At 48.0% G+C, this 14,688-nt stretch carries 7 protein-coding genes, 6 tRNA genes, 3 rRNA genes and 1 pseudogene; all 17 read left to right on the top strand.

Features of this window, described 5'->3' with window-relative positions; genetic code table 11:
* The first annotated feature begins 233 nt into the window (after positions 1 to 233).
* Positions 234 to 1,768: ribosomal RNA gene (locus DXE33_RS08060) — 16S ribosomal RNA — on the top strand.
* Between the two features lie 58 nt (positions 1,769 to 1,826).
* A tRNA-Ile gene (locus DXE33_RS08065) sits at positions 1,827 to 1,903 on the top strand.
* A 30-nt stretch (positions 1,904 to 1,933) separates the two neighbouring features.
* Positions 1,934 to 2,009 (top strand) — tRNA-Ala (locus DXE33_RS08070).
* A 267-nt stretch (positions 2,010 to 2,276) separates the two neighbouring features.
* Positions 2,277 to 4,901, top strand: a 23S ribosomal RNA gene (locus DXE33_RS08075).
* A 105-nt stretch (positions 4,902 to 5,006) separates the two neighbouring features.
* Positions 5,007 to 5,120 (top strand): 5S ribosomal RNA (gene rrf, locus DXE33_RS08080).
* Together the 16S, 23S and 5S rRNA genes with 5 tRNA genes alongside form the textbook arrangement of a ribosomal RNA operon.
* Before the next feature lie 108 nt (positions 5,121 to 5,228).
* Positions 5,229 to 5,313: transfer RNA gene (locus DXE33_RS08085), tRNA-Tyr, on the top strand.
* Positions 5,314 to 5,318: 5 nt separating this feature from the next.
* Positions 5,319 to 5,392 (top strand) — tRNA-Gly (locus tag DXE33_RS08090).
* A gap of 21 nt (positions 5,393 to 5,413) precedes the next feature.
* Positions 5,414 to 5,488, top strand: a tRNA-Thr gene (locus tag DXE33_RS08095).
* Positions 5,489 to 5,558: 70 nt separating this feature from the next.
* A complete protein-coding gene (tuf, locus tag DXE33_RS08100) occupies positions 5,559 to 6,749 on the top strand; it encodes an elongation factor Tu (RefSeq protein ID WP_114639423.1) in 1,191 nt (396 codons plus the stop codon).
* Between the two features lie 13 nt (positions 6,750 to 6,762).
* Positions 6,763 to 6,838, top strand: a tRNA-Trp gene (locus tag DXE33_RS08105).
* Positions 6,839 to 6,858: 20 nt separating this feature from the next.
* Positions 6,859 to 7,236: a preprotein translocase subunit SecE gene (secE, locus tag DXE33_RS08110; protein ID WP_114639424.1), complete on the top strand. Its 378-nt coding sequence runs from the start codon at positions 6,859 to 6,861 to the stop codon at positions 7,234 to 7,236.
* A gap of 7 nt (positions 7,237 to 7,243) precedes the next feature.
* Positions 7,244 to 7,816, top strand: coding sequence for a transcription termination/antitermination protein NusG (gene nusG, locus DXE33_RS08115; RefSeq protein WP_068947685.1), 573 nt, complete (start codon positions 7,244 to 7,246; stop codon positions 7,814 to 7,816).
* Between the two features lie 165 nt (positions 7,817 to 7,981).
* Positions 7,982 to 8,413, top strand: a complete 432-nt coding sequence (gene rplK / locus DXE33_RS08120) for a 50S ribosomal protein L11 (RefSeq protein ID WP_011901890.1) — start codon at positions 7,982 to 7,984, stop codon at positions 8,411 to 8,413.
* A 2-nt stretch (positions 8,414 to 8,415) separates the two neighbouring features.
* Positions 8,416 to 9,117 carry a 50S ribosomal protein L1 gene (gene rplA / locus DXE33_RS08125; protein WP_114639425.1) on the top strand — a complete coding sequence of 234 codons (702 nt, stop codon included), beginning with the start codon at positions 8,416 to 8,418 and terminating at the stop codon, positions 9,115 to 9,117.
* Between the two features lie 236 nt (positions 9,118 to 9,353).
* Positions 9,354 to 9,872, top strand: a pseudogene (gene rplJ / locus DXE33_RS08130) (50S ribosomal protein L10); the annotation flags it as partial.
* Between the two features lie 159 nt (positions 9,873 to 10,031).
* Positions 10,032 to 10,409: a 50S ribosomal protein L7/L12 gene (gene rplL / locus DXE33_RS08135; protein ID WP_114639427.1), complete on the top strand. Its 378-nt coding sequence runs from the start codon at positions 10,032 to 10,034 to the stop codon at positions 10,407 to 10,409.
* A 178-nt stretch (positions 10,410 to 10,587) separates the two neighbouring features.
* Entirely contained in the window at positions 10,588 to 14,688 is a 4,101-nt protein-coding gene (gene rpoB, locus DXE33_RS08140; RefSeq protein WP_114639428.1) for a DNA-directed RNA polymerase subunit beta, read from the top strand.

A 14,688-nucleotide genomic window follows, 5' to 3' on the forward strand; every position in this document is an offset into this window, starting at 1 on the left:
GTGCGCTATAGTTTAACCCCTCTGCTGAATGTTTTTTTAAATAATAAATAAAAATCAAAAATCAAAATCAGCCCTCTTTAAAAATTAGTCAACCGATAATTGTGGGTACTAAGTGAAAGCATCCAGTCCTTCGGGACAGATGTAAATAAATAGTACTCATAGACAGTAGATTTGGTTTTTTACCAAGTCGATTTCTTGAATGAGTGCGACGATCCGCAAGGATCACAGGAATTGAACTGAAGAGTTTGATCCTGGCTCAGATTGAACGCTGGCGGCATGCCTTACACATGCAAGTCGAACGGCAGCACGGGTGCTTGCACCTGGTGGCGAGTGGCGAACGGGTGAGTAATACATCGGAACGTACCTTATCGTGGGGGATAACGCAGCGAAAGCTGTGCTAATACCGCATACGCCCTGAGAGGGGGAAAGCGGGGGATCGAAAGACCTCGCGCGATTAGAGCGGCCGATGCCTGATTAGCTAGTTGGTGGGGTAAAAGCCCACCAAGGCGACGATCAGTAGCTGGTCTGAGAGGACGATCAGCCACACTGGGACTGAGACACGGCCCAGACTCCTACGGGAGGCAGCAGTGGGGAATTTTGGACAATGGGGGCAACCCTGATCCAGCAATGCCGCGTGAGTGAAGAAGGCCTTCGGGTTGTAAAGCTCTTTTGTCAGGGAAGAAACACCGGCTCTAACACAGTCCGGGAATGACGGTACCTGAAGAATAAGCACCGGCTAACTACGTGCCAGCAGCCGCGGTAATACGTAGGGTGCGAGCGTTAATCGGAATTACTGGGCGTAAAGCGTGCGCAGGCGGTTATACAAGACAGGCGTGAAATCCCCGGGCTTAACCTGGGAATGGCGCCTGTGACTGTATAGCTAGAGTGTGTCAGAGGGGGGTAGAATTCCACGTGTAGCAGTGAAATGCGTAGATATGTGGAGGAATACCAATGGCGAAGGCAGCCCCCTGGGATAACACTGACGCTCATGCACGAAAGCGTGGGGAGCAAACAGGATTAGATACCCTGGTAGTCCACGCCCTAAACGATGCTGACTAGTTGTTCGGGATTTACATCCTGAGTAACGTAGCTAACGCGTGAAGTCAGCCGCCTGGGGAGTACGGTCGCAAGATTAAAACTCAAAGGAATTGACGGGGACCCGCACAAGCGGTGGATGATGTGGATTAATTCGATGCAACGCGAAAAACCTTACCTACCCTTGACATGTCACTAACGAAGTAGAGATACATTAGGTGCTCGTAAGAGAAAGTGAACACAGGTGCTGCATGGCTGTCGTCAGCTCGTGTCGTGAGATGTTGGGTTAAGTCCCGCAACGAGCGCAACCCTTGTCTTTAGTTGCTACGCAAGAGCACTCTAAAGAGACTGCCGGTGACAAACCGGAGGAAGGTGGGGATGACGTCAAGTCCTCATGGCCCTTATGGGTAGGGCTTCACACGTCATACAATGGTGCATACAGAGGGTTGCCAACCCGCGAGGGGGAGCTAATCTCAGAAAATGCATCGTAGTCCGGATCGTAGTCTGCAACTCGACTACGTGAAGCTGGAATCGCTAGTAATCGCGGATCAGAATGTCGCGGTGAATACGTTCCCGGGTCTTGTACACACCGCCCGTCATACCATGGGAGTGGGTTTTGCCAGAAGCCGTTAGCCTAACCGCAAGGAGGGCGACTGCCACGGCAGGATTCATGACTGGGGTAAAGTCGTAACAAGGTAGCCGTATCGGAAGGTGCGGCTGGATCACCTCCTTTCTAGAGAAAGATGCTGGAGCTATAGTGCCCACACTTATCGGTTGACAATAAAAGCCACGGGTCTGTAGCTCAGCTGGTTAGAGCACTGTGTTGATAACGCAGGGGTCGTAGGTTCAAGTCCTACCAGACCCACCAATCAGAAGTGATATGGATTTAGTGGACGTTGGGGGATTAGCTCAGCTGGGAGAGCACCTGCTTTGCAAGCAGGGGGTCGTCGGTTCGATCCCGTCATCCTCCACCAACATATAGATGTCAAAACTAAGCGATTCTTTATTGTTTAGTTTTGCTATTTATGGCTGTTCTTTAAAAATTTGAGTAAGCAAAGTGTCAAACGTATCTTTGAGAGTGCGTTTGACAATGTAATAAGGGTAAAGATTGAATCATCAATCAGTAATATCAAACGAGTTTTACAAAGTTCTTAACAAGTACTTACAGTTTGGATTACGGCAAACATGTCAGAAGTAGAAGTAAAACCTATAACGGTTACTAGCAATGGTGCTCGTTATAGGATCAAGTGAATAAGTGCACATGATGGATGCCTTGGCGATTACAGGCGAAGAAAGACGTTATAACCTGCGATAAGCCCCGGGGAGCTGGTAAATAAGCTTTGATCCGGGGATTTCTGAATGGGGAAACCCACCACTTTTGTGGTATCCATACCTGAATACATAGGGTATGAAAAGCGAACCTCGTGAACTGAAACATCTAAGTAGCGAGAGGAAAAGACATCAACCGAGATTCCCAAAGTAGTGGCGAGCGAAATGGGAAGAGCCTTCTAGTGATAGCTCAGTAATTAACAGAATGGAATGGAAAGTCCAACAATAAAGGGTGATAGTCCCGTATGTGAAAATTATTGAGTGGTACTAGACTAGAGACAAGTAGGGCGGGACACGTGAAATCCTGTCTGAATATGGGGGGACCATCCTCCAAGGCTAAATACTCGTAATCGACCGATAGTGAACAAGTACCGTGAGGGAAAGGCGAAAAGAACCCCGGGAGGGGAGTGAAATAGATCCTGAAATTGTGTGCATACAAACAGTAGGAGCCTCGTAAGGGGTGACTGCGTACCTTTTGTATAATGGGTCAGCGACTTACATTCAGTAGCAAGCTTAACCGAATAGGGAAGGCGTAGCGAAAGCGAGTCCGAATAGGGCGCTAGTTGCTGGGTGTAGACCCGAAACCAGTTGATCTATCCATGGCCAGGTTGAAGGTGCGGTAACACGTACTGGAGGACCGAACCCACTAACGTTGAAAAGTTAGGGGATGAGCTGTGGATAGGGGTGAAAGGCTAAACAAAACTGGAAATAGCTGGTTCTCTCCGAAAACTATTTAGGTAGTGCCTCGTGTATCATCGTAGGGGGTAGAGCACTGTCATGGTAGTGGGGTCCATTGCGGATTACTGCGCCATAGCAAACTCCGAATACCTACGAGTGCAAGCACGGGAGACAGACATCGGGTGCTAACGTCCGGTGTCAAGAGGGAAACAACCCAGACCGCCAGCTAAGGTCCCTAATATATGCTAAGTGGGAAACGAAGTGGGAAGGCTAAAACAGTCAGGAGGTTGGCTTAGAAGCAGCCATCCTTTAAAGAAAGCGTAATAGCTCACTGATCGAGTCGTCCTGCGCGGAAGATGTAACGGGGCTAAGCATATAACCGAAGCTGCGGATCACAGCAATGTGATGGTAGGAGAGCGTTCTGTAAGCCTGTGAAGGTGTCTTGTAAAGGATGCTGGAGGTATCAGAAGTGCGAATGCTGACATGAGTAGCGATAAAGGGGGTGAAAAGCCTCCTCGCCGTAAGCCCAAGGTTTCCTGTTCAACGTTCATCGGAACAGGGTGAGTCGGCCCCTAAGGCGAGGCAGAGATGCGTAGCTGATGGGAACAAGGTTAATATTCCTTGACCATTGTTAGATGCGATGGGGGGACGGATCGCGGAAAGTTGTCCGGGTGTTGGAAGTCCCGGTTCTTGCGTTGGAGATGGCTATTAGGTAAATCCGGTAGCGCAATTCAAGGGCGTGAGACGAGAAACACAGCACTCTGCAAACACGAAAGTGGACGTATAGGGTGTGACGCCTGCCCGGTGCTGGAAGATTAAATGATGGGGTGCAAGCTCTTGATTGAAGTCCCAGTAAACGGCGGCCGTAACTATAACGGTCCTAAGGTAGCGAAATTCCTTGTCGGGTAAGTTCCGACCTGCACGAATGGCGTAACGATGGCCACACTGTCTCCTCCTGAGACTCAGCGAAGTTGAAATGTTTGTGATGATGCAATCTACCCGTGGCTAGACGGAAAGACCCCATGAACCTTTACTGTAGCTTTGCATTGGACTTTGAACCGGTCTGTGTAGGATAGGTGGGAGGCGTTGATAACAGGATGCTAGTTCTGTTGGAGCCAACCTTGAAATACCACCCTGATTTGTTTGAGGTTCTAACCTTGGCCCGTTATCCGGGTCGGGGACAGTGCATGGTAGGCAGTTTGACTGGGGCGGTCTCCTCCCAAAGTGTAACGGAGGAGTACGAAGGTACGCTTGGTACGGTCGGACATCGTACCTAAAGTGCAATGGCAAAAGCGTGCTTAACTGCGAGACCGACAAGTCGAGCAGGTGCGAAAGCAGGTCATAGTGATCCGGTGGTTCTGTATGGAAGGGCCATCGCTCAACGGATAAAAGGTACTCTGGGGATAACAGGCTGATACCGCCCAAGAGTTCATATCGACGGCGGTGTTTGGCACCTCGATGTCGGCTCATCTCATCCTGGGGCTGTAGCCGGTCCCAAGGGTATGGCTGTTCGCCATTTAAAGAGGTACGTGAGCTGGGTTTAAAACGTCGTGAGACAGTTTGGTCCCTATCTGCCATGGGCGTTGGAGATTTGACGGGGGCTGCTCCTAGTACGAGAGGACCGGAGTGGACGTACCGCTGGTGTACCTGTTGTTTCGCCAGAAGCATCGCAGGGTAGCTATGTACGGAAGAGATAACCGCTGAAAGCATCTAAGCGGGAAACTTGCCTGAAGATGAGATCTCCCGTAGGTTTAACCTACATAAAGGGTCGTTGAAGACCACAACGTTGATAGGTCGGGTGTGGAAGCGCAGTAATGCGTTAAGCTAACCGATACTAATTGCCCGTTAGGCTTGATCCTATAACCAGCACTATTGTGTTGGATGTTTGCCAGATTTAATCTGCATCCTTATTACATGCTTACTCAAATAGAGTTGTTGAACTATCAGCAACTCAACCCTCTACGCCCGGTGACCATAGCGAATTGGAACCACTCCTTCCCATCCCGAACAGGACAGTGAAACGATTCTACGCCGATGATAGTGCGGATTACCCGTGTGAAAGTAGGTAACTGCCGGGCACCAATGCGACGCCCAGACCCTTAAGGGGTCTGGGCGTTTTTACTTGTGCAGAGCGTTTAGAGAGATTGACAGATACTCCATTTGGAGTCAGAATATTTTGGGTTCGCGGAGGGGTGTCCGAGCGGCTAAAGGAGGCAGACTGTAAATCTGTTGGCTACGCCTACGTAGGTTCGAATCCTACCCCCTCCACCAGATGTGCGGGATTAGTTTAATGGTAAAACAGCAGATTTCCAATCTTCGGTCAAGAGTTCGATTCTCTTATCCCGCTCCAGTATTTGCAGGAAAAAGAAAGGCCCATGTGGCTCAGTGGTAGAGCACTCCCTTGGTAAGGGAGAGGTCGGCAGTTCGATCCTGCCCATGGGCACCAGGTTTCGTATTATTTTTTATTAAATGTGTATTCGTGTTTTGGTTTAAGAGTTAACTAAAGGCAGACAAAAATGGCAAAAGAAAAGTTCGAGCGGACAAAACCGCACGTAAACGTAGGCACCATCGGTCACGTTGACCACGGTAAAACCACATTGACAGCAGCAATTGCAACTGTGCTCTCAAAGGCATTCGGTGGCGAAGCGAAAGCATACGATCAGATCGATGCTGCTCCAGAAGAAAAAGCCCGCGGTATTACGATTAACACTGCCCACGTTGAGTACGAGACAGCGAACCGTCACTACGCACACGTTGACTGCCCAGGACACGCTGACTACGTTAAGAACATGATTACGGGTGCTGCTCAGATGGACGGCGCTATTTTGGTGTGTTCTGCTGCTGACGGCCCAATGCCACAAACTCGTGAGCACATCCTCTTGGCACGCCAGGTTGGCGTTCCATACATCGTTGTGTTCTTGAACAAGTGCGACATGGTCGATGACGCTGAATTGTTAGAACTCGTTGAAATGGAAGTTCGTGAACTTCTGTCTAAGTATGACTTCCCAGGCGATGACACTCCAATCATCCAAGGTTCTGCTAAGTTGGCTCTTGAGGGCGACGAAGGCAAATTGGGTAAAGAAGCCATCATGAAATTGGCTGAAGCACTCGATACTTACATCCCAACTCCAGAGCGTGCTGTTGACGGCGCGTTCTTGATGCCAGTAGAAGACGTATTCTCTATCTCCGGTCGCGGTACTGTAGTGACTGGTCGTATCGAGCGCGGCATCATCAAGGTTGGTGAAGAGATTGAAATCGTTGGTATCAAGCCAACTCTCAAAACCACTTGTACTGGTGTTGAAATGTTCCGTAAATTGCTCGACCAAGGTCAAGCAGGCGACAACGTGGGTATTTTGCTCCGTGGTACAAAACGTGAAGAAGTTGAGCGTGGCCAAGTATTGGCTAAGCCAGGTTCAATCACTCCACACACTCACTTTACCGCCGAGGTTTATATCTTGGGTAAAGACGAGGGTGGTCGTCACACTCCATTCTTTAACAACTATCGTCCACAGTTCTACTTCCGTACAACGGACGTCACTGGTTCAATCGAGTTGCCAAAAGATAAAGAAATGGTGATGCCTGGTGATAACGTCACTATTACCGTCAAGCTCATCGCGCCAATCGCGATGGAAGAAGGTTTACGTTTTGCGATCCGTGAAGGTGGCCGTACTGTTGGCGCCGGTGTGGTTGCAAAGATTTTGGCTTAAGTAGTTTCTATAAAGGGGTGTAGCTCAATTGGCAGAGCGTTGGTCTCCAAAACCAAAGGTTGGGGGTTCGATGCCCTCCGCCCCTGCCACGATTTGAACTGAAAGTAATATGTCTCATCAAACTGCAAGTCACACTGAAGAAAAGAGCAGCTGGGTTTCAGGCCTCGCTGCTTTAATCGTCGTTGCTGCGTTAGTGCTCTACTACACGCTCATTGACCAATCTTTATTGGTGCGCTTGGCAGTATTGTTTGGTGGCATTTCAGCTGCAGTTTTGATTGTGGCGATTTCTCCTGATGGGCGTCGTTTTATCGCCTACGCAAAAGATTCTTGGTATGAAGTAAAAAAGGTTGTTTGGCCGACTCGTAAAGAGACCACCCAAATGACTCTAGTCGTATTTGGCTTTGTTCTGATCATGTCCCTGTTTTTATGGATTGCAGACAAATTGATTGAATGGCTAGTTTTTTCAGTCTTTTTGGGCTGGAAGTGAGTAAAAAATGATTGATTCTGAAGTAGCCGCAAATCCACAAGCTACCGGCAATATGCGTTGGTACGTTATTCATGCTTATTCAGGCATGGAAAAAAGTGTCAAAAAAGGTCTTGAGGAGCGTATTGCGCGTTCTGGGATGCCTGAGAAATTTGGCCGCATTTTGGTTCCTTCCGAAGAGGTCGTAGAGATCAAATCTGGTGCCAAATCGGTTACTGAGCGCCGTTTTTTTCCTGGATATGTCCTAATTGAGATGGAAATGACCGACGAAAGCTGGCATTTGGTGAAAAATACGCCAAAAGTGACCGGATTCGTGGGTGGTGTACGTAACCGTCCAAGCCCGATTTCTACAGCAGAAGTCACCAAAATCATGGATCAAATGCAGGCTGGGGTGGATAAACCAAAGCCTAAAACCCTGTTTGAGGTGGGCGAGATGGTACGCGTTAAAGAAGGTCCGTTCACTGATTTCAATGGAAATGTTGAGGAAGTGAATTATGAGAAGTCAAGATTGCGCGTTTCTGTTACAATTTTTGGCCGCGGTACCCCAGTTGAGCTGGAGTTCGGTCAAGTAGAAAAGATGTAAAAACAAGGACTTAGTCCTGTTTTTGTAGTGCAACAAGTGGTTTTTAGTGGTTATTTAGTTTTTGTAATTAACCGAGGAGCGGAGCTAGAAAGCCAAAAACTAGCAAAGCGTTTACTCAACGGCGGTCTTTCCTAATGAGGTTAGGCGCGCTTTAAGGAGCAACACATGGCAAAGAAGATTATTGGCTTTATTAAGCTGCAGATTCCTGCAGGTAAAGCAAATCCATCACCGCCCGTAGGTCCAGCATTGGGTCAACGCGGCCTCAACATTATGGAATTCTGTAAGGCGTTTAATGCTCAAACTCAGAGCATGGAACCTGGCCTGCCAATTCCAGTTGTGATTACAGCGTTCGCTGATAAGAGCTTCACATTCATCATGAAGACTCCTCCAGCGACCATCATGATTAAGAAGGCTGCGAAAATCGAAAAAGGATCACCACGTCCTCATACCGATAAGGTAGGAAAAATTACACGTGCTCAAGCGGAAGAAATTGCTAAAGCAAAAATGCCAGATTTGACAGCAGCTGATATGGACGCAGCTGTTAGAACAATCGCTGGTAGCGCCCGTTCCATGGGCATCACTGTGGAAGGTCTCTAATCATGACTAAATTATCTAAACGCGTAAAAGCAATTCAATCTAAAGTTGATCGCAACAAGTTCTACCCATTAGAAGATGCATTGAACCTTGTTAAAGAGTGTGCAACTGCAAAGTTTGATGAGTCTATCGACGTTGCTGTTCAGCTCGGTATTGATGCCAAGAAATCTGACCAAGTTGTGCGTGGCGCAGTAGTGCTCCCAGCTGGTACAGGTAAGCATGTTCGTGTTGCTGTTTTTGCACAAGGCGAGAAAGCCGAACAAGCTAAAGCTGCTGGTGCAGAAATCGTTGGTATGGAAGATTTGGCCGATCAAATTAAGAGCGGCAAGATTGATTTTGATGTGTTGATCGCATCTCCAGACACCATGAAAATTGTTGGTACTTTAGGTCAAGTATTGGGCCCACGTGGCTTGATGCCAAATCCAAAAGTCGGAACAGTGACTCCTGACGTTGCTACTGCAGTTAAAAATGCAAAAGCAGGTCAGGTTCAGTTCCGTGTGGACAAAGCCGGTATCGTGCACGCAAGCATTGGCCGTCGTTCATTCGAGCCAGCTGCATTGAAATCGAACTTGCTCGCATTGCTTGAGGCTTTGAATAAAGCAAAACCTCCTGCATCTAAGGGCGTGTATTTAAAGAAGGTTGCCGTAAGCAGCACCATGGGTGCAGGCGTACGTGTAGACCAAGCATCGTTACAGGCAGCAGCTTAATTAGCTTGTAGCAAAAAAGAACTTTGGGTCGACTTTTGTCTAAAAGCAAAAGTCGAACATCAAAGACCGTTGGCGAGTTAATTGCATCCAAAGAATTAATTCTTAATTGTTACGAAAGTAATAGCCAACGCAGATGGCGACCCTGAAAAGATTTTCACAAGACACTTTGTGAACAAATGATCAGACGCTGGTGTGTAACCCCAACTTTTATTAGTTGGTTTTTATGGAGTTAAACCGTGCCTTTGAATGTACAAGACAAAAAAGCGATTGTTGCTGATGTCGGCGCTCAATTGGCTGGAGCCCAAACTGTCGTGCTTGCTGAATACCGTGGTATTCCAGTAGAGCAGTTGACAAAGCTACGTGCTAGCGCACGTGACCAAGGTGTCTATCTTCGCGTTTTGAAGAACACATTGGCACGCCGCGCAGCCCAAGGCACACAGTTTGAGCCTCTTGCTGATTCGATGGTTGGCCCCTTGATTTACGGCATCTCTGCTGATCCGATTGCTTCGGCGAAAGTATTGCAGAACTTTGCTAAGACTCAAGACAAGTTAGTCATTACTGCTGGCTTATATAACGGCAAGTTGTTAGACGTTGCAGGCGTAAAAGCTCTCGCAACAATTCCAAGCCGCGAAGAGTTGTTATCTCAGTTGTTGGGCGTGATGTTGGCCCCAGTTTCTGCGATGGCTCGCGTATTGGGCGCAGTAGCAGCTCAAAAGGCAGAAGGAGCACCTGCTCCAGCAGCCGAAGCCGCAGCACCTGTTGAAGCAGTAGCCCCGGCAGCAGTAGCCGCTGAAGCCGCACCTGAAGCAGTCGCTGAGCCTGCAGCCGCAGCCCCAGAAGCTGGAACAGAAGCAAACGAAACCCCTGCCGCTGAATAAGCGACAGATTAACTATTTAAGTATTAGGAGCTAAAAATGGTGATTACTAAAGAAGAAATCATTGAAGCAGTAGGTAGCATGTCCGTTATGGATTTGAACGACTTGGTTAAAGCGTTCGAAGAGAAGTTTGGTGTTTCAGCTGCAGCGATGGCTGTTGCTGGTCCTGCAGGTGCTGGTGGTGGTGATGCTGGTGGTGCAGAGCAAACTGAATTCACAGTAAACCTCGTTGAAGCTGGCGCAAACAAAGTTTCAGTAATTAAAGCAGTTCGCGAAATCACTGGCCTTGGTTTGAAAGAAGCTAAAGATTTGGTTGACGGTGCACCGAAGCCAATCAAAGAAGGCGTTGACAAGAAGACTGCTGAAGAAGCTAAGAAGAAGCTTGAAGAAGCTGGCGCTAAAGCAGAACTCAAGTAATACAAACACTGCTGGCGCCTCTCACAAAGGGGCGTTAGCCATGTTGGGTTTGCCTTCTGATACGACTGCAGAATGCAAGTTTGGTCGGACACTAGATCTATCGGTTTAGTGTTGTCCGCCAGTGATTGGTAGTGGCCAATCGCCAAATCTTTGTACAGTCGCTGAATTCGGAGATGAAATGAACTACAGCTTCACCGAACGCAAGCGAGTCCGTAAAAGCTTTGCTAAGCGAGTAAACAACCACCAGGTTCCGTACCTGATCGCAACGCAGCTGGAATCCTACGCTAAATTTTTACAGGCTGATAAGCCACCAATGTCTCGTCTTACTGAGGGACTTCAGGCTGCCTTTACATCAGCATTCCCAATTGTGTCTAACAACGGCTATGCACGTATGGAATACGTGTCTTACCAGTTGTCACAGCCACCGTTTGACGTTAAAGAATGTCAACAACGTGGTTACACATACCACTCAGCCTTACGCGCAAAAGTTCGCTTGATTATTTATGATCGCGAGGCGCCTACCAAGGTTAAAGAGGTAAAGGAGAGTGAAGTCTACATGGGTGAAATTCCACTCATGACAGAAAACGGCTCTTTTGTGATCAACGGCACTGAGCGCGTGATCGTTTCTCAGTTGCATCGTTCCCCAGGCGTGTTCTTCGAGCACGATAAGGGCAAGACACATAGCTCAGGTAAGTTGCTGTTCTCAGCACGCATCATTCCTTACCGTGGTTCATGGCTCGATTTCGAGTTTGATCCAAAAGATATTCTCTATTTCCGCGTTGACCGTCGTCGTAAGATGCCTGTCACCATTTTGCTCAAGGCAATTGGTTTAAACAACGAACAGATTCTTGCAAACTTCTTTAACTTTGACCATTTCTCATTGACCGCCAATGGTGCATCAATGGAATTTGTTCCAGAGCGTTTGCGCGGACAGTTGGCTAGCTTTGATGTGCTCGATAAGAATGGCGTTATAGTCATTCAAAAAGACAAGCGTATCAATGCTAAGCACATTCGCGAACTCGAAGCTGCCAAGACAAAGACAATCGCTGTACCTGATGACTACTTAGTTGGTCGCGTTGTTGCACGCAATATTGTTGATCCAGATTCTGGTGAAATCTTGGCTTACGCTAACGATGAAATCACTGAAGAGTTGTTGGCAACATTGCGCGATGCTGGCATCAAGCAATTGGAAACCATCTACACGAACGATTTAGATTCTGGTGCGTACATTTCTCAGACATTGCGTACTGACGAAACTGCTGATCAAACAGCAGCGCGTATCGCGATCTATCGCATGATGCGTCCTGGTGAGCCTCCAACAGAAGATGCTGTTGAGGCCTTGTTCCAGCGTTTGTTCTACAGTGAAGATACTTACGATTTGTCACGAGTTGGCCGTATGAAGGTCAATAGCCGTCTTGGTCGTGCTGAGATGGAAGGCCCAATGGTTCTGTCGAACGAAGATATTCTCGACACCATTAAGTCTCTCGTAGATTTACGTAACGGCAAAGGTGAAGTGGACGATATCGATCACTTAGGTAATCGTCGCGTACGTTGCGTTGGCGAATTGGCTGAAAACCAATTCCGCGCTGGTTTGTCACGTGTTGAGCGTGCAGTGAAGGAGCGTCTCGGTCAGGCCGAAACAGAAAACCTCATGCCGCATGACTTGATTAACAGCAAGCCAATCTCTTCTGCGATTCGTGAGTTCTTTGGTTCATCACAGCTGTCCCAGTTTATGGACCAAACCAACCCACTCTCAGAGATCACGCACAAGCGTCGTATTTCCGCATTGGGACCAGGTGGTTTGACACGCGAGCGCGCAGGTTTCGAAGTGCGCGACGTGCATCCAACTCACTATGGACGCGTTTGCCCAATTGAAACACCAGAAGGACCAAACATTGGTTTGATCAACTCACTCGCGTTGTTTGCGCGTTTGAATGAGCATGGCTTCCTCGAGACTCCATACCGTAAAGTTTCTAATAGCAAGGTAAGCGATGAAGTGGTTTACCTCTCTGCGATTGAAGAAGCCAAGTATGTGATTGCTCAGGCTAATGCGACGATCGACAAAAACGGTAAGTTGGCTGACGAATTGGTTTCTGCTCGTCAAGCTGGCGAGACGATGATGGTTGCGCCAGAGCGCATCGATTTTATTGACGTTGCTCCGAGCCAGATCGTTTCTGCTGCTGCTTCACTCGTTCCATTCTTAGAGCACGATGATGCAAACCGTGCGTTGATGGGTGCAAACATGCAGCGTCAAGCAGTTCCTTGCTTGCGTCCAGACAAGCCTTTGGTTGGCACTGGTTTGGAACGCATTGTTGCAGTTGACTCAGGCACCGTTGTATTAGCAGCGCGTGGCGGAATTGTGGATTATGTTGATGCGAATCGTGTTGTGATTCGTGTAAATGATGATGAAACTGCAGCTGGTGAAGTTGGTGTAGATATTTATAACCTCATCAAGTACACTCGTTCAAACCAAAACACCAATATCAATCAACGTCCAATCGTGAAGGTTGGAGATCGTGTAGCCCGCGGCGACGTAGTTGCTGACGGCGCTTCTACCGATTTGGGCGAATTGGCTTTGGGTCAAAACATGACTGTGGCGTTTATGCCATGGAACGGTTACAACTTCGAAGATTCCATTTTGATCTCTGAAAAGGTTGTTGCTGATGACCGCTACACCTCTATTCATATTGAGGAGTTGTCAGTGGTTGCGCGTGACACCAAACTTGGTTCAGAAGAAATTACACGCGATATCTCCAATTTAGCTGAGTCACAACTCTCCCGTTTAGATGAGAGCGGTATTGTGTACATTGGTGCCGAAGTTGAGGCTGGCGATGTATTGGTAGGTAAGGTAACTCCAAAGGGCGAGACTACACTCACTCCTGAAGAGAAGCTCCTACGTGCGATCTTCGGGGAAAAAGCATCTGACGTAAAAGATACTTCTTTGCGCGTTCCATCAGGTATGGTTGGTACGGTGATTGATGTTCAAGTCTTCACTCGTGAAGGTATTGAGCGCGATGCCCGTGCTCAGTCCATTATTCAAGAAGAATTACAACGCTATCGTTTGGACCTAAACGACCAATTGCGTATTGTTGAAGGCGATGCCTTCATGCGTTTAGAAAAACTGTTGGTTGGCAAAGTTGCTAACGGCGGTCCTAAGAAATTAGCTAAAGGCACTAAGATCGACAAGGATTACCTTACTGACTTGGATAAATACCATTGGTTCGATATTCGTCCAGCAGATGATGAGGTTGCCTCACAAGTTGAAGCAATCAAATCTTCTATCGAAGCGAAGCGTAAACAGTTTGATGAGGCGTTTGAAGAGAAGCGTACCAAGCTCACCCAGGGCGACGATTTACAACCTGGCGTAACAAAGATGGTTAAGGTGTACTTGGCAGTGAAGCGTCGCTTGCAGCCTGGAGACAAGATGGCCGGTCGTCACGGTAACAAAGGCGTGGTTTCTAAAATCGCCCCTGCGGAAGATATGCCATTTATGGCTGACGGACGACCTGTAGACATCGTCTTGAACCCATTAGGCGTTCCTTCCCGTATGAACGTTGGTCAGATCTTAGAAACCCACTTAGGTTGGGCAGCTCAAGGTATTGGTAAGCGTATCGATGAGATGGTTCGTCAACAAGCTAAGCAAGCAGAGCTGCGTAAGTTCCTCAAGCAACTTTACAACGAAACAGGTCGCATTGAAGACATCGACAATTTCACTGATGAGCAGATCACAGTATTGGCAGAGAATTTGCGCCAAGGTTTGCCATTTGCAACCCCAGTGTTTGACGGTGCTACTGAGGCTGAAATTGGTCGCATGCTCGAGTTAGCATATCCAGAAGAAGTTGCTGCATTACTGCAGATGACTCCTTCACGTCAGCAAATGGTTCTGTTTGACGGCCGTACTGGTGATCAGTTCGAGCGTCCTGTAACTGTTGGCGTAATGCACGTCTTGAAACTCCACCATTTGGTTGATGACAAGATGCATGCTCGTTCAACGGGGCCTTACTCTTTAGTAACGCAACAGCCATTGGGCGGTAAAGCACAGTTCGGTGGACAGCGCTTTGGTGAGATGGAAGTCTGGGCCCTTGAAGCATACGGTGCCTCATATGTCTTGCAAGAAATGCTGACTGTGAAGTCTGATGACGTGACAGGCCGTACCAAGGTTTATGAAAACATCGTCAAGGGCGAGCACACGATTGATGCTGGCATGCCCAAATCCTTCAACGTGCTGGTAAAAGAAATCCGTTCGTTGGGTATTGACATTGACATGGAGCGCAACTGA

Origin of the sequence: Polynucleobacter necessarius, assembly GCF_900096765.1 — a bacterium.
GTDB lineage: Bacteria > Pseudomonadota > Gammaproteobacteria > Burkholderiales > Burkholderiaceae > Polynucleobacter > Polynucleobacter necessarius_F.